This is a genomic window from Candidatus Sodalis sp. SoCistrobi (assembly GCF_900143145.1).
Taxonomy (GTDB): Bacteria; Pseudomonadota; Gammaproteobacteria; order Enterobacterales; family Enterobacteriaceae; genus SoCistrobi.
In genome coordinates this window covers 1-16,140 of sequence record NZ_FRDB01000041.1, presented here as the reverse complement: position 1 = coordinate 16,140, position 16,140 = coordinate 1, and the positions used below count along the sequence as shown (strand labels likewise).

The window sequence follows — 16,140 nt, the reverse complement described above, 5'->3', positions numbered from 1 at the left end:
TGCTCATGCTGAGTTTCCAGCACTAGATTAACTGCCCGTTCACGGACTTCCGGAGAGTAACGTTTGGTCGTTGTCATAGAGACCTCCACTTTTAAAGTATAGACTCTAATTTATCCGGGGTGATTCATGCTGATTGATCATCCGCAGGCCAAAGGTGACAATGCCCCTGTCGGCACGTTTGGTGGGACGTTTGCTCACCACGGTAATCTCGGCGTAAATGCGATCGCCGGGCAGCAGCGGCGCGCAGAAAGTCCAGTTCCAGCCTAAGGTCGCGATACCGCACAATCGCACCGCCGAGCGGGTCTTCAAGCCATCGATAAGCGCCAGCCCCAATAAACCATGGGCGATACGCCCCGGAAAACCCTGCTCTCGGGCGAAAGTATCGTCCATATGCACATCAAAAAAATCGCCGGTAATGCCTGCGAAAGCGACAATATGCGACTCCGTCAGGGTGATCGCCTGAGTGTCATAACGATCGCCCGTCTGCAAATCGGCATAAACATATTCGCCGGCCGGTAACCGCCGTCCCGCGGCGGGGACGGTAGCGGATTGTGTCATAGTGCCTCCTGTGTTTGGCGCGGCGCCCGCCCTTGGCGTTGGCGCGGATTTATAAGCGTTGCAGCGTTAAACCGCCATCGGCATGGATAACCGAGCCGGTGGCAAAGAACGCCTCGGGTTTGATAAGCATGGCGACGGCCGCGGCGATATCGTCTCCTCGCCCCCAGCGCTGTGCCGGCACCAAGCCGTCAGCGATCAAGCGATCAAAAGGTCATATTTTTCGTTTACGCCGGCGGTCATATCGGTGCGAATTATACCCGGACGGACCTCAAACACCCCGATGCCTTCTGCAGCCAGGCGTGCCGCCAGTCCCTGCGCCACCATGGCCAGGCCCGCTTTGGCAATGCAATACTCCAGCCGGTTTACCGATGCCATTTGCGCGGAACAAGAGGAAATAAAAACGATGCTGCGCTCGCCCTCTGCCGCCGTGCGGGTCAGCATGCTCTTGGCCACCGCCTGGGCGAGGAAAAACGCGCCGCGCAAGTTGGTGTTCAGCACGGCGTCGAAGTTCGCCGCCGTGGTGTCCAGCACATCAAGCCGCTCAGGCGGGGCGATGCCCGCGTTGGCAACCAGTACGGCGATCGGCCCCAATTGCTGCTCGATGCTATCCAGCACGGCGGCATGATCCGCCGGCGCGGCGATGTCGCTTTTAAAATAACGCGCCGGTACGCCGTAATCTTCGAGTTCCGCCACGGCGGCGCGCGTTGGCGCATCACTGCCACCGCTGCCGGTAATGGCGATGGCGTAGCCGGCGGCCGCCAGCCGTTTGGCAATGGCAAAGCCAATCCCCCGGCGTCCGCCGGTAATCATTGCGGTGGCGGTCGGGTAATGCGGCGGCATCATGCGTCTCCTGGGGTGCTGAAAAAGGTCAGGTAGGGTCCGTTCTCCGCCAAACGCTGGACATAGAGCGCCAGCTCGCGCAGATGATAGTCCCCCCACTGGGTGGCTTCGCCGAACGGGTTCTGGTGGCCTGCGGGGACATAATCCCAGCCGTTAGGACGATGATATTGACTGTGCAGCAATAATCCCTGGTGCTGCGGCGCCAGGCTGAGATACCGGTCGTCCAGCAGCGTTTGCAGCACCGTTAATCCCGCCTGACGATAGCGCTGCGCGCCGGCGCGTTGGTTAGCGCCGAGCCAGGCGCTGAATCGCAACAGCCCCTGCGCCGCAATCGCCGCAGCGGAGCTGTCGACGGGTTCGACGGCGTTGGCCGGGTCCGAATCGCGCTCGTAGGGCGCGTTTAGAGTAGCAAGACCGGGGGCGCCGGTGTCCCAGTAGGGGATGCCATCAAGGGTGGTGAACGCCAGATAAAAATCGCACACGGCGGCGGCGGCTTTTTCCAGCGTCGCCACGGTACTGGCTCTGTCGTGAGAGGCGCGCCATTGGTCGGCGGGCAGCGCGTGCAGATACTCCAGCAGTTCCGCGAAGCCGCATATCGCCCAGCTTAGCCCGCGGGTCCAGGTGGAGAAGCCGGAATAGCCTTGCTGGGTCCCCACGCAACGGAAAGCGCCGTTGCGCGGGTTAAACAGGGCTTCGTGGGCCGTGCGGCCGCGGATATCGTAAATATCCCGCCCTTCGCCATAGAAAATGCAATAGCGCGCGCTGGTGAGGGCATGCGTCACGGCGCGATCCAGCAGCGAGACGGCCTCATCGCCCTCGATTTTCATGACCTGCCCCAGATCGTGCGCCAACAGCAACACCCGCAGGGTACGCAGCGTGTCGATAAACAGGGAGTGCGCGCCGTTAAAGGAGTGGATAAACCCTTCACCGGCGCCGAGCGCGGTCCAGCGATAGGCCTGCACCGCGCCCGAACAGCGGATGGCCAGGCGGTAATAATCCAGGCGGCCCGGCTCGGCCGGCAGCTTGTCTTCGGCCACCAGGCGCAGCAAATTCCCGTAAGTACTGACTTGATTAAAACCGTGATCATGCACGCCAAAATGGGTGATATGCTGCGGCATGTCGTCGCGGATGCGCGTCAGCGCCTTATCCAGAAACTGCCGCTCGCCGGTAGCATCGAATTGCAGCAGCGCGCTGCCGTAGGCAAACCCTTGGGTCCAATCCGTCCAGCCTTTGGGCTGATAGCGTCCAGCGACGGTATGCACCGGCGCCCCCCGGGAAAAATCGAAACTGGCGTCGAGGGCGCTGATTTTGTTAGCCGAGAGTGCCCACATGCGTTCAATGGCGGGCAACAAACGGGCGGGGGTCAGGGAGTCATCGATTTTCATTGAGGTCCTCTTTGCTGTCTAGCATGGGCAATCGTTGCAGGATGGTGCTTAACGTCACATCGACCGGCTACCGCCACCAATGATCGGCGGAGAAAATTTCCACCTCATACAGGCCGCGAAAGCCGGCGTTGGCCACGCTTTGGCACAGCCGCGGCAGATCGATGACGCCATCGCCCATCATGCCGCGATCGGTCAGCAGGTGTTGGGTGGGTACCAGCCAATCGCTGAGATGAAACGCCAGCAACCGTTGCGCCCGGCACGCACGCTGTAATTGCGGGATAACGTCGGGATCCCACCAAAGGTGATAAACGTCGGCGGCAATGCCTACCTCCGTGCCCAGACGCTCGCAAAGCGCCAGCGCCTGGGCGAGGGTGTTGACGCAGGCGCGATCCCCCGCGTACATTGGATGCAGCGGCTCAATGGCCAGGCGCACCCCGGCGGCGCGCGCCGGCGCCAGCATTTCCGCTATGCCCTCCTCAACCTGCTGGCGCGCGCCTAAGAGATCTTTGCTGCCCGCCGGCAGGCCACCGACCACCAGGACCAGACACGCCGCCTCCAGCGCCGCGGCTTCCTCGATAGCCCGCAGATTATCGGCGCGGTTTTTCTCCCGCACCGCCCGGTCGGCGGCGGGAAACATGCCGCCGCGACACAGCCCGCTGACCTGGAGGCCGGCGTCGCGTATCAGGCGGCATGCATGCGCTAATCCCACCTCGGCTACCTTATCGCGCCAGGGTGCGATGCCGCCGAAGCCATACTGGATGCAACCGCGTACGGCATCGCGCAGCGACGCGCCGGGGCCCAGAGTGGCGGTATTGAGCGACAACTGCTGCGCTGTTAATGGCGGCATGGCGACTCCTTAGCGTGCAGACCAAAAAAGGTCAGGAATGCCGCCAGCTGTCCTTCAATCATCGGCCTGCCGTTAGTCGCCCGGCAGCCCGCCTGACGCGCGCGCGCGCGATAAGCGGCGTCTCGGGAGGGTGCATGATGATATCCACCACCTGCAACGCCGGACTGAACGCGGTAAAGGGCGCAGGGAGGCCCTCGCCGGGTTGCATGCCGACGGGGGAGCAATTGATCAGCAGATCGATGCCGTCCAGGTCGGCGGGGGAGGTGCTGACGCGGGCGGGTCCGTTAGGGTAATGGGTGTTGATACGGTCAACCAGCGCCTGTGCCGCGTCGCCGTTGGGATCGCACAGCGTCAAAGCGGCCACGCCGGCCTCCAATAAGGCAAAGGCCACCGCGGCACCGCTGCCGCCGGCGCCAAGCTGTTTAACGCGCTGTCCGCGCAGCGTAAAGCCCTCAGCCTGTAAGCCGGCGACCAGCCCCGCGCCATCAAACATATCGCCCAGCCAGCCGCCTTGCGCGTCGCGTCGAAGGACATTCACGGCGCCGACCCGCTGCGCCTGCGCGGACAGCGTATCCGCCAGTGCGCAGGCGCGTACCTTATGGGGCACGGTTATCACCAGGCCCGCGACATTAGCCAAGGCCATAATGCCGCGCAGGCTGGACTCAAAGGTAGCGGCGGTCACCTGCAGCGGCACGCAGACCGCGTTGATGCCGTTTTGCTGGAAAAACGCATTCATCAACTCAGGGGTTTTCACCTGCGCGATGGGATCGCCCACAATGCCGTACAGCCGCGTACTGCCGTTAATCGTTAACGCCGTCATAGGGGGGCCTGCGGCGCAAGTTGAGCGAGACGCGGATGCCGTGCGCGCGTTTTCGCCGCCATCGCTTGATGCAGACCCATCGGCTGCGGCAAAAACAGTCTGGCGTCCATGGTTTTGAGTTCGGCGGCGATGCGCGGCCGAAAGCCCATCTGTTGCAAAACGTCGCGTTCCAGATCGATACCGGGGGCGATTTCCGTTAACTCCAGCGCGCCGTCGACCACGCGGAACACGGCGCGCTCGGTGACGAACAGCACCGTCTGACCCTGCTGGCAGGCGTAGGGGCCGCTGTAGGAAATCTGCTGCAGAGCGGCGACGAACTTGCGGTGGGCGCCCTCTTGTTCGATATGTAATTGCCCCCCGGCGCAGGCCACGCGCAGGCCGCCGGCGGTAAAGGTGCCGCCGAAGACCATTTTTTTGGCGTTTTGACTGATGTTGATAAACCCGCCGACGCCGATAAGTTTGTTGGCGAAGCGGCTGATATTGACGCTGCCGCCGGCGTCGATTTCGGCCGCGGAAAGAAAGGCGATATCGATCCCGCCGCCATCATAGAAATCAAACTGATAGGGCTGATCCACCAGCGCGCTGTAATTGCGCGCGGCGCCGGCATCCAGCCCGGCGGCAGGGGCGCCGCCGATAAGCCCCTGCTCGTTGGTGAGCACAATCGCATCCAGCACGTCCTCTTCCGCGCTCACCAGACAGATGCCGGTACAAATGCCGGAGCCCACGTTGCATACGGCGCCGGGCATCAGTTCCATGGCGCAACGGCGGGCGACAATTTTGCGTTCATCCAGCGGCAGTAATGGAAAATCGTTAAGCGGAATGCGGAACTCGCCGGTAAACGCCGGATCGTTCGGACTTTGATAGGTTACGGCCTGCTGTGGGTCCACCACCACCAGATCCACCAGCATCGCCGGTATCTTGACATTCTTGGCCGGCAGCGTGCCGCGCCGAGCGAGGCGCTTCACCTGAACAATAACCAGACCGCCGCAGCGTTTGGTTGCCTGCGCCATTGACAACATGTCGCCGAAGATGGCCTCCTGCTCCATGGTGATATTGCCGTCTTCATCCGCCGTGGTGCCGCGCAAAAAAGCAACGTCGACGTGAAAAGGCTTATAATGCAGCCATTCACGACCGTCGATTTCAATCAGACTGACTAACTCCTCCTGGCAACGCTCGCTCTGGCGGCCGCCGCCGAGGCGCGGGTCGACGAAAGTATGCAGCCCGACATGGCTTATCAAGCCGGGCCTGCCGGCGGCCATTTCGCGGGTCAACTGCGACAGCACACCCTGGGGCAGCGTCCAGGCTTCGATCTCATTCGCCAGCGCCAGCTGCGCCAGGGCGGGGGAATCGACCAGCGTACCGCATACCACGCGTTTCAGCAGGCCCGGATGCGCCAGCCGCGAGGCGCCGCGCTGGCCGCGATCCCCAAGCCCCACCGGATGAAGCGCGGTAAGTCGTCGGGGAGAGCCCTGCTGCTGAAAACGCCGTTCCACGGCTTCAAGCAGCGCTTCGGGTACCGCATGTCCCCCGCCGGATCCTCCGATCATGAGGGTATCTCCATCGCGCAGTAACGAAACCGCATCATCGGCCGATACAATCCGCATCATTTTTCTCCACTCGTCAATAATCAACCCTGTGTACCTTAGGGTGCAGGTACACAGGCCATGCCCTGCATCGCATTAACACCACATTGCGATTTGCTGCCAATTCACTGCGCTATTTCGGTCGCGGTATCAACGCCGCGATTAGAGTGAGGACGCAGGCTCGGCGTTACTTTTCTGCTGCACTAACGGCGCGCCGTCTTCATCGTGGCGGGATAAGTGCTTTCCCAGCGCCACGGCAATGACGGTAAACAAACAAAATGCGCCCAAATACACCATGACCCACGTCGGCCTGCCGCCCCCTAACGCCACCAGCGCCGTGGCGATAAACGGCGTTGGCCCGCCGATAAGGGCGCCGGATAATTCTCGACACATGGCTATGCCGGAGAACCGATAACGGGTGGGAAATAAATTCGAGAGGAACGCGCCCTGGGCACCGCCGGTGCAGCCCCAACTGATGCCATAGATGGCGCTTACGCCCAGCGCCGCTAATAAAGGGTTTTTGGTATCGACCAGATAAAACAGGGGGTAGACAAAAAACAGTGCAAACAGCGCGCCACAAATAAATATTTTGGCGCTGCCATATCGAGCGGCCAGCCAACCGCCAATCGGCCCGCAAATAAGCGTGAAGGTCAACGCGATGATCAACACCATCAGGCCGTCGGTTTTCGACATACCGAGGGTATTAATCATATAACTCAGCGCAAACGTATTGAGGACGTAGGTCAGCGCCTGATGGCCGCCCATGGCAAAGAAACCACAGAGCAACTCGCGGGGACTTTCTTTAAACAACTGGCGTATTGGCGCTTTTTGCTCTTGGCGCTGACGCTGCGCATTTTCCATGGCATTCACGTATTCCGGCGTCTCGTCCAGCTTGGCGCGGATATAAAGCGCAATGACAAACAACAACACCGACAGCAGAAAAGGGACGCGCCATACCCAGCTTAATAACGTTTCTTCCGGCAACCAGGAGAAAAACAAAAACGTCAGAGTAGCGATTAATACGCCAAAATTGATGGCGGTATTGGGGATTGCGGTAAAAAAGCCGCGCCGTTTGACTGGCGTATATTCTGCGACCAGGGTAATGGCCCCCGCCAATTCGGCGCCGGCGCCGAACCCCTGCAAAAGGCGCAGAAAAATGAGTAATATCGGCGCCCAGATGCCGATACTGTGCCATGTCGGCAGCAGGCCCACCCCCACCGTCGCCACCCCCATAATCGAGATACAGAAAATGAGCGCCGGTTTACGGCCAAATTTATCGCCGATGTGGGAAATCACCACGCCGCCCACCGGGCGAATAATGAAGCCGATGGCGAAGGTGGCAAATGCCGCCAACATACCGCCCAACTGGCTCAGTTCAGGAAAGAACAATTTATTGATAATCAGCCCGGAGGGCGCGGCATACAGTCCGTAGTCATACCACTCTATGATGGTGCCCAGCGTCGACGCAAAGATTGCGCGTTTGACATTTTTATCGATACTCACGGGTTGTTGCGATATCGGGTTCATCGAACGTTCTCCTGCACACAGGACGGGATGTTCTTCCTCACAGCACAATAAGAAGAGTTTTTTGCCTTAGGGGGTATATCGCTGCCGCAGGGCGGCCGGCGAAAAACGTTATCGCAGGCGGCGTCATATTCCCCGCGGGGAAACGCCAGCCGGCGCCGTATTTGTCACGATCGTTGTTGGTTGAATGTCGCCGCGCCTTGTTGATAATTGCCTGTGGCAAAACATAAGGTGGTCAATTCGTTTTCATATTGCATACCGGCTTCCAACGGCATTGATAACGCGGCGCGAACGGCGCTTTTCACCGCCTGCACCGCCAGCGGGTGGTGTTCAGCCAGCCGCTGGCATAAGGTCAGGGCGGTGTCGTTTACCTCATTATCCGCCACCAGGTACTCCACTAAGCCTAGCCGCCAGGCCTCTTGCGCGTCGATGGTGTCACCGCTCAACAGTAAACGCATCGCCTGACCATAGCCCACCAGCCGCGGTAGTAACTGCGAGGCGCCGCCGCCGCCCACCCAGCCGCGCACGACTTCAGGCGCACCGAATTTGGCGCCGTGGCCCGCGACGCGAATATCTGCCGCCAGCATCATTTCCAGGCCGCCGCCCAGTACCCAGCCTTTCAGCGCGGCCACTACCGGCTTGCGCGCACGGCGCACGGTAGTGCCGTAATCGGTACGATGACGAAACGCCATCGCCGAGCGGTAGCTTGACAGCGTGCGTAAATCGCTGCCGGCGCTGAATGCCCGTTCGCCCTCTCCCCGCAGCAAGATGACGTGGACCGCGTCGTCGTCATTGAGCTGGGCGAACAACGACGCCAGAGCCGCACTCATTTCCGGCGTCATGGCGTTCATTTTTTCCGGCCGGTTGATCACCACTTCGGCAACGGCCCCGTGCCGGTATAAAGCGATTTGGTCGCACATAGTGTGTCCTTATAATCGTATCAAGCGCAGGGTAGCGCGTTACTAGTTATACTTACTAGTAAGTAAGTACTGATCAACATAACATTTTCATAACCTGATCGTTACCTCATCGCGTTTTTTACACGGGAATTAACTGGGACGCGCGGTGGTGTGTGCGTTCTGAACGGTGGTCTGCGTAAGAGAGACGCTATTTTGCGACGGGTAAATAAGGCGCATGCACAGCCATGCCGCGATATAGGTGAAGCCGCACAGGATAAACAGCAGGTTATAGCCCAGACCAATTCTGCCCAACAGGTTGAAATGATCGAGCACCGCGCCCACCACAAACGGAAAAAGCGCGGAGGTTAAGCCGCTCGCCATGCCGCCGATGCCCACGACCGAGGCCACGACCCGTTTGGGAAACATGTCGGAGGCCAGAGTAAACATATTGGCCGACCAGCCCTGATGCGCCGCCACGGTCAAGCTTAACAAGCCGACGATGACCCACATATTATCAATCCAGGGCGCCGCCATCATTGGCATCACCAGCACGGCAAGCCCTAACATGGTTGTTTGGCGGGCGTGGCTGACGGACCAGCCGCGCGCGATAAGTTTTGACGCCGCCGCCCCGCCCAGCACGCTGCCGATGGAGGTGGAAATATAGACAATGATCAGCGGCAGACCGAGATGCTGTAAATCCAGATGAAAGCGGCTGTTGAAATAGGACGGTAGCCAGAACAGTAAAAACCACCAGATAGGATCGGTCATCCCTTTGCCCACCAAAATGGACCAGGTGGCGCGGTGTTTGAACAGCGAAAACCAACCAACGGTTTGCCCGTCATCCTGTTCCAGACCTGCCTCCTGGTCCTGCCCGATCACCTCTAATTCCTGCGGCGAGACGCGCAAGTGCTTCTGCGGGCCATGGTACATGACATACCAAAAAGCAAACCAGATGAAACCGGGGATACCGGTCAGCAAAAAAGCGCTTTGCCAGCCGTAACTTACCGCCAACCAGGGTACCAGAGCCGGGGCCAACACGGCGCCAATGCTGGTGCCGGAGGTAATGATGCCGACGGCGAGAGATTGCTCCTTGCGCGGAAACCATTCCGACACCGCCTTGACCGCGCAAGGGAAACTGCCGGCCTCCGCCAGGCCGAGAAAAGCGCGCATGACGCCGAAGCCCAGCATATTGCGGATAAAAGCATGGCCGCAGCAGACCAGGACGCAGACGCTGTACCCGATTTTGACGCCAAAGCGATCGGCGAATTTGCCGGCGAAAATCATCCCCAGCGCATAGCAAAAGGCGAACACCGTCACTACGTAGCCATAGTCCGATTCGGTCCAGTGAAATCGTGCCGCTAATTCGGGTTTAAGAATACCCAGCACCTGACGGTCAAGGTAATTGATGGTGATGGCGATAAAGAGCAGGGCGCAAATCCGCCACCGATAATGCACTAAAACGTTTTTCATGGTGATTACCTTTAAAGTCATACTGACGTCAGATAAAAGATCGTCGCGTAATGGCATAACGCGTTATCGGCCGCAGACCGGTGCCCCCATTGCGTAGCGACGTTATCGTTCCTTGCTAGACGCTTTACCCGGCCGGATGACGGTGGGGAAGGGGGGCGTGGTCCTGAACGCCTCGGTAATCGGCCGGACGTTTTTCCCGGAAGGCCGCGACGCCTTCCCGGGCATCAGCCGTTCCTTTGCACACCGAGGCGGCGAATTCATGGGCGATATCCAATGCCTGTGGTTCAATCATGCGCATCAGCCGTTTGCCCACCGCCAGCGCGGCGGGAGAGCGCGCAGCCAGCCGTGCGCAGATAGCCTGCACATGGTCCTCAAGCTGTTCTTTGGCGACCACCTCATGCACGATCCCCCATGCCCGCGCCTGCTGCGCGTCAAGGGTGTCGCCCAACATGACCAGCTGATGCATTCTGCCGGCTCCGGCCAGCGCGCACAGCCGTTGCGCGCCCATCCAACCGGGAATGGCGCCAAGCGTGGCCTCGGGTAAGCCGAGTTTGATCCCCTCGGCGGCATAGCGGAAATCACAGGCCAGCGCCAGCTCCAGTCCGCCGCCCAGGGCATGACCGGACAGGACCGCCAGGGTAGGAACATCCATTTCCCTGATACGGCGGAACACGCGATTGCCGGCGCGGATGAAGCGGCTGCCCATTTCCGCGGGATCAATGTCCCCCCATTCTTTGATATCCGCGCCGCTGCAAAAAAAACGCGCGCTGGCCGAACCGATTACAATGCAGCGGATCTCCGCCAACCCTTCCACCTGGGCGAGTCCCTCATCCAGCGTGCGCAGCATATCCAGGGTTAACGCATTGTGGGTTGCGGGCTTATTGAGCGTGAATCTGGCGATGCCCTGTTCGACCCTGAGTTCTATCTCGTGGTGTTGCGCCATAACGTTCCTCTTATTGTTATGTAACGAACTAGTTCGTTACTTACGCTAGCACCCCTTATTGTCGCCCTCAATAGCCCGACGCATTTCAGCCTCGCTGGCGCGCGAAAAAAGTGTCAATGTGGGACGGTGATCATATTCCTGAGCGCATGCTGTTGCTCTGCACTCCCCGCAGTTGGGTAAAAGGTCAGCGGGGTGGTGAGGCCGGGTCCCCGGTGGGATGACTTCAGGCGGCGGGCGGGACGGGCCAGGGGAGAATGTTGTCTGGACGGTGCCAAAATGGCGCAATTTAGCGTATAGTTTTCCTTTGAATTGAATAACTCAGCTGAGCGTATGCCACAGAACCCGCCCACAAAAAACATCGTGAAAAAGCGGCCGCGCGATCCGGTGCAGACCAAAGCGCTTATCTTGGCGGCGGCGATGGATGAATTCGCGCGCCTGGGGCTGGGTGGCGCGCGGATTGATGGCATCGCGGCAAAGGCGGGCGTCAACAAACGCTTAATCTATGGGTATTTCAACAGCAAAGATGATCTTTTTCAGGCCGTACTGGAAGATATTTATACCGATGTGCGCACCGCTGAAGCGGCGCTGAGACTGGATGAGTTAGAGCCGGTTGACGCTATTTGCGCCCTGATGCGGTTTACCTGGAACTATTATCTGAAGCGCCCGGAATTCATGTCGCTGGTGAATAGCGAAAATCTGCATAAAGCGGTGCACGTTAAGCGGTCTTCACGTTTTGCGTTGCTGCATGTGGATTTTGTCGACAGAATTAAACGTATCCTCGATCGTGGTGTGGCAGCCGGCGTATTTCGCACGGGGGTCGACCCGGGGCATCTCTATATTACTATGGCGTCGGTCGGGTATTATTATCTCAACAATCGCTACACCCTCGAAGTGATCTATGGCCAGAACTTTGTTTCCGCCGACGCCCTTGAGGCGCGATTCGACTTTAATGTCGACACCATTCTTCGTCTTCTTAAACCCTGACGCCAGTCGCCTTGGAAACCACGGGCGGTAACGCGCCGGTGGGGTGCGATTCGCCTTTAATGTCGACACCCTTCTTCGTCTTCTCAAACCATGACGCCAGTCGCCTTGGAAACCACGGGCGGTAACGCGCCGGTGAGGCGCGATTCGCCTTTAATGCGGACACTCTTCTTCGTCTTCTTAAACCCTGACGTCAGGCGCCTTGGAAACCACGGACGGTAACGCGCCGGCGACGCCACGAATTGTGCTTGCGGAATGATTCCTGTTATGCATATCATTATCTCTTATTGAATAATTATCATTTACTTTTATGCACACGCGTTATGTTAGCGGCCGCGAGGGTCTGTCACCGGATAGCCGGCAGACGATGCCCGCCGCCCTGATGATGTTTGCCGGATTGCCGCCATCGTCATGATATATCACTTACCTATTGCCAGGACGCGCCCGTTGCGCCCGCGAATCAGATAGAGCCTATGCCTAACGCAAACCCACCTTCACACGCTCATTTCAGCCTGCGCGGACTCAGCTTTGCCGTGCCCGGTCGAACGCTGCTGCATCCGCTGGATTTTTCCTTTCCACCCGGACAGGTCTGCGGTCTGATCGGCCATAATGGCTCCGGGAAATCAACGCTGCTAAAGATCCTCGGCCGCCATCAACCGGCCAGCAGCGGCGAAGCGCGGCTTAATGACCAACCGCTGCGGCATGGGACAGTAAGGCTTTCGCCCGCCAGGTGGCCTATCTACCGCAGCAGTTGCCTGCCGCAGAAGGTATGACGGTACGCGAACTGGTCGCGCTGGGGCGTTACCCATGGCATGGGGCGCTCGGACGTTTCAGCGCCGCCGATCGCGAGCATGTGCATCAAGCTATCGAACTGGTTGGGCTTGAGGGCCTTGCCGATCGGTTGGTGGACAGTTTGTCCGGCGGCGAGCGGCAGCGCGCCTGGCTGGCGATGACGATGGCGCAGGACAGCCTCTGCCTGCTGCTCGATGAACCGACCTCGGCGCTGGACATCGCCCATCAGGTCGAGGTGCTAGCGCTGGTTCAGCGGCTAAGCCGTCAGCGTGGTCTGACGGTGATTGCCGTGCTGCACGATATCAATATGGCGGCGCGCTACTGCGACCATCTGGCGGCGTTGCGCGGCGGTCGGCTTATCGCCGAGGGACCGCCTTCGGCGCTGATGTGTGGCGAGGTACTGGAGCGGATCTACGGTATCCTGCCCCATCCCGGCGGCGGCGCTCCGGTGAGCTTTGTCTACTGATGGCGCGCCTGTTAGCTCCCCCCGATCTCCCGCGCCGGCGGTTATTGAGCGCGATGATGCTGGCACCGCTACTGGCGCGCCAGGCGCTGGCCGCGCCACAGCCCGACGCGCCGCGTGTTGTGGCGGTGGAGTGGTTGCCGGCCGAACTGCTCTTCGCCCTCGGCATTACGCCTATCGCGGTGGCGGATATGATTTCCTATCGCCAGTGGGTGCAGCAGCCGGTACTGCCGCCGGAGGTGATCGATGTCGGTGAACGCACGTCACCCAATTTGGAGTTGTTGGCGGAATTGCAGCCGGACTTGATCCTGTATTCCGCCGGTTATGGCCCGCGCGCGGAACAGCTGAAGGCCGTGGCCCCTGCGATGGGTTTCGCTTATACCGATGCCGCCGGGAAACCGCTGGATATGGCGCGAGTGTCTATTATGGCGCTGGCGCAAAGGCTGAATCGCGAGGCGCTGGGCATGGCGCATCTGGCTTGGTTCGATCGACAACTGGCGCAGGCGGCGCCGACGCTCGCCTCTTACCGGCGGCAGCCGCTTTTGGTTTTCTCAGTCATGGATGAGCGTCATGCGCTGGTGGTGGGACGTAACCATCTGTTCCAGCAGGTCTTGGACCAGCTTGGCATCGACAATCTGTGGCAGGGCGAAACCAATTTTTGGGGCACCGCGGTGGTGGGTATCGAAAAATTGATTGCGTTGCCGCCAGGGCGCGCCATTTTACTTGAGCAGGATGACGGCGCTCTGCGCCAGCGGATAAGCAAAACGCCCTTGTGGCAGGCGATCCCCTTTGTGCGGCAACAGAGCTGGCATCCGGCGCCGGCTATTTGGTTTTACGGCGCCACTTTGGCGGCGCTGCGGTTTTGCCGGCTGCTCGAACGACTAGAAGGGGAGTGGTCATGAAAACCGGGATTAACCTCGCTCCCCCCTCCCGCCATAGCAGGGGGAAACGGGGGGCAGCCTGCGTGCTGCTGGGGCTTTTCGCACTGATAGCGCTGGCGGTGTCGCTCAATAATGCCCTCACGCTGCTGCCGCCCGCGCGCTGGTGGGGAGCGCTATGGGCCCCGGATACGGCTGATGTGTCGCAATTGATTTTTCACTACAGCCTGATGCCGCGGCTGGCGGTGGCGCTGCTGGTCGGGGGCGGGCTGGGGTTGGCCGGCGTTTTGTTTCAGCAGGTATTGCGCAACCCGCTGGCAGAGCCGTCGACGCTGGGGGTGGCCAGCGGTGCCCAACTGGGCGTGACGGTGGCCACGCTGTGGCTGCTGCCCGGCGGCGAAACCACGCGGCAATTGGCGGCGCTGCTGGTGGGCGGTCTGGTATTCGGCGTCGCCTGGGGCAGGCGTATGTCGCCGGTGACCTTGATTATGGCCGGTTTGGTGGTCAGCCTTTACAGCAGTGCCGCCAACAGTTTGCTGGCTTTATTCCATTATGAGTATCTGCAAAACCTGTTTTTGTGGAGCAGCGGTTCACTCAATCAGCAGGATTGGCAGGTGGCTGGCGGCTTGTTGCCGCGGGTGATCCTGGCCTGGATTTTGGCGCTGCTGCTGCTGCTGCGGCCGATGACCCTTTTGGGGGTAGACGACGGCGTAGCGCGCAATCTGGGCCTCGGCTTATCGCTGGCGCGGCTGGCGGCGCTGCTGCTGGCTATCGTTTTAAGCGCGGTGCTGGTTAATGCGGTGGGGATCGTCGGCTTCGTCGGCCTGTTTGCGCCGTTGCTGGCGCGGCTGCTGCTGGGCTCGCGCCGGCTGCTGCATCGCCTGATCCTGGCGCCGGTAATCGGCGCATTACTGTTATGGCTGACCGACCAAATAGTGGTGTGGCTGGCCCACGTCTGGGCCGAAGTGCCCACCGGCGCCGCCACCGCGTTGATTGGCGCGCCGTTGCTGCTCTGGTTGCTGCCGCGGCTGCGCCATAGCGTGCAGCCGGCTACCGATGGTCAGATGTTGCAGCGGCAAACGCCGGGCCGTTATCAGTGGGTGTGGTTGGGGGCGGGTGCGGTGCTGGTACTGGCGGGCGTCGGGCTGTCGCTGACGCTGGGTCGCAACGCAGAAGGTTGGCATTGGGCTCACGGCGAAGAGATGCTGCGTTTGCTGCCCTGGCGCTGGCCGCGCACGCTGGCCGCGCTAAGCGCCGGAGTGATGCTGGCCATCGCCGGAACCCTTATCCAGAAGCTGGCCGCCAATCCCATGGGTAGCCCCGAAGTGCTGGGTATTAGCGCCGGCGCGTGCGGCGCGGTCATTTTGGTGATTCTGTTGATCCCGGGCGATGCGCTTGCCTGGCAATTGCCGGCGGGCAGTCTCGGCGCCGCGCTGACGCTGGGGGCGATAATCCTGGTGTCCGGGCGCCGTCACTTTTCCCCCCAGCGCATGTTGCTGGCGGGCATCGCCATCGGCACCGCGTTTACCACGTTGATAACGCTGCTGCTGATAAGCGGCGACCCGCGCCTGGGGGGGCTGCTGTCGTGGATATCCGGCTCGACCTATGGCGTTGGCCCCCGACAGGCGGTCTTCAGTGCGGTGACCGCGTTTTGCCTGCTGCTGCTGGTGCCGCTGTGCCGGCGTTGGCTGACGCTGTTGCCGATGGGCAGCGCCAGCGCTCTGTCGCTGGGCGTGCCGCTGGTGCGGGCGCGGTTGTCCATATTGCTCTTGGCGGCGGTTTTGACCGCCGGCGCCACGCTCACGGTGGGACCGCTGAGCTTTATCGGGCTGATGGCCCCGCATATGGCGCGCATGCTGGGCTTCCACAAACCGCTGGCGCAGGGGCTGATGGCCTCGGCGATAGGGGGCATCTTGATGATGTTCGCCGACTGGTGTGGTCGTATGATCTTGTTCCCGAACCAAATCCCCGCCGGTTTGCTGGCGACCTTTATCGGCGCGCCTTATTTTATCTGGCTGCTGCGCCGTCAGGGCATAGGTATCTACACATTTATCGTGATACCTGTTATTACTTTGCAGAATGATTTCAACCTATCTGTTGGCGGGATTGACTCTCGCCTTACCCGCCGATATCAGACGCTGGTTAAACAGCATATGA

At 60.4% G+C, this 16,140-nt stretch carries 14 protein-coding genes and 1 pseudogene; 4 read left to right on the top strand and 11 right to left on the bottom strand.

From position 1 onward, the window contains the following. Nucleotides 1-105: 105 nt before the first annotated feature. The 11 genes from CINSTRO3249_RS04715 to CINSTRO3249_RS04670 form a co-directional block, all read right to left on the bottom strand. Nucleotides 106-558: a MaoC family dehydratase gene (locus tag CINSTRO3249_RS04715; RefSeq protein ID WP_074012397.1), complete on the bottom strand. Its 453-nt coding sequence runs from the start codon at nucleotides 556-558 to the stop codon at nucleotides 106-108. A gap of 49 nt (nucleotides 559-607) precedes the next feature. Further along, nucleotides 608-757 carry an SDR family oxidoreductase gene (locus CINSTRO3249_RS17400; RefSeq protein WP_217265370.1) on the bottom strand — a complete coding sequence of 50 codons (150 nt, stop codon included), beginning with the start codon at nucleotides 755-757 and terminating at the stop codon, nucleotides 608-610. Then, nucleotides 754-1,401 carry a 3-ketoacyl-ACP reductase gene (locus CINSTRO3249_RS04710; RefSeq protein WP_217265369.1) on the bottom strand — a complete coding sequence of 216 codons (648 nt, stop codon included), beginning with the start codon at nucleotides 1,399-1,401 and terminating at the stop codon, nucleotides 754-756. Before CINSTRO3249_RS04710 ends, CINSTRO3249_RS17400 begins: the two co-directional genes overlap by 4 nt. Next, entirely contained in the window at nucleotides 1,398-2,783 is a 1,386-nt protein-coding gene (locus CINSTRO3249_RS04705) for a glycoside hydrolase family 88 protein (protein ID WP_074012396.1), read from the bottom strand. Before CINSTRO3249_RS04705 ends, CINSTRO3249_RS04710 begins: the two co-directional genes overlap by 4 nt. 67 nt (nucleotides 2,784-2,850) lie before the next feature. Then, nucleotides 2,851-3,630 carry a sugar phosphate isomerase/epimerase family protein gene (locus tag CINSTRO3249_RS04700; protein ID WP_074012395.1) on the bottom strand — a complete coding sequence of 260 codons (780 nt, stop codon included), beginning with the start codon at nucleotides 3,628-3,630 and terminating at the stop codon, nucleotides 2,851-2,853. Nucleotides 3,631-3,688: 58 nt separating this feature from the next. Continuing rightward, nucleotides 3,689-4,450: a shikimate dehydrogenase family protein gene (locus CINSTRO3249_RS04695; protein ID WP_217265368.1), complete on the bottom strand. Its 762-nt coding sequence runs from the start codon at nucleotides 4,448-4,450 to the stop codon at nucleotides 3,689-3,691. Then, nucleotides 4,447-6,054: an acyl CoA:acetate/3-ketoacid CoA transferase gene (locus CINSTRO3249_RS04690; RefSeq protein ID WP_074012398.1), complete on the bottom strand. Its 1,608-nt coding sequence runs from the start codon at nucleotides 6,052-6,054 to the stop codon at nucleotides 4,447-4,449. The genes CINSTRO3249_RS04695 and CINSTRO3249_RS04690 overlap by 4 nt, the downstream gene beginning before the upstream one ends. A gap of 141 nt (nucleotides 6,055-6,195) precedes the next feature. After that, entirely contained in the window at nucleotides 6,196-7,536 is a 1,341-nt protein-coding gene (locus CINSTRO3249_RS04685) for an MFS transporter (protein ID WP_217265367.1), read from the bottom strand. Between the two features lie 188 nt (nucleotides 7,537-7,724). Beyond that, nucleotides 7,725-8,477: an enoyl-CoA hydratase/isomerase family protein gene (locus CINSTRO3249_RS04680; protein WP_074012393.1), complete on the bottom strand. Its 753-nt coding sequence runs from the start codon at nucleotides 8,475-8,477 to the stop codon at nucleotides 7,725-7,727. A 129-nt stretch (nucleotides 8,478-8,606) separates the two neighbouring features. Beyond that, complete coding sequence (locus CINSTRO3249_RS04675) at nucleotides 8,607-9,926, bottom strand: MFS transporter (RefSeq protein WP_074012392.1); 1,320 nt, start codon at nucleotides 9,924-9,926, stop codon at nucleotides 8,607-8,609. Between the two features lie 124 nt (nucleotides 9,927-10,050). Further along, entirely contained in the window at nucleotides 10,051-10,869 is an 819-nt protein-coding gene (locus CINSTRO3249_RS04670) for an enoyl-CoA hydratase/isomerase family protein (protein ID WP_074012391.1), read from the bottom strand. 360 nt (nucleotides 10,870-11,229) lie between these two features. Here CINSTRO3249_RS04670 and CINSTRO3249_RS04665 point away from each other — a divergent pair, with 360 nt between their 5' ends. The 4 genes and pseudogenes from CINSTRO3249_RS04665 to fhuB form a co-directional block, all read left to right on the top strand. Next, nucleotides 11,230-11,853 (top strand): TetR/AcrR family transcriptional regulator, encoded by a 624-nt coding sequence (locus tag CINSTRO3249_RS04665; protein WP_254304292.1) that lies wholly within the window; start codon nucleotides 11,230-11,232, stop codon nucleotides 11,851-11,853. 557 nt (nucleotides 11,854-12,410) lie between these two features. Further along, nucleotides 12,411-13,108 (top strand): annotated as a pseudogene (locus CINSTRO3249_RS04660) (ATP-binding cassette domain-containing protein). Next, nucleotides 13,108-14,007: a Fe(3+)-hydroxamate ABC transporter substrate-binding protein FhuD gene (gene fhuD, locus CINSTRO3249_RS04655; protein WP_074012389.1), complete on the top strand. Its 900-nt coding sequence runs from the start codon at nucleotides 13,108-13,110 to the stop codon at nucleotides 14,005-14,007. Before CINSTRO3249_RS04660 ends, fhuD begins: the two are co-directional and overlap by 1 nt. Beyond that, a partial coding sequence (gene fhuB / locus CINSTRO3249_RS04650) for a Fe(3+)-hydroxamate ABC transporter permease FhuB (RefSeq protein ID WP_125933116.1) occupies nucleotides 14,004-16,140 on the top strand: 2,137 nt, incomplete at its 3' end. The genes fhuD and fhuB, both read left to right, overlap by 4 nt.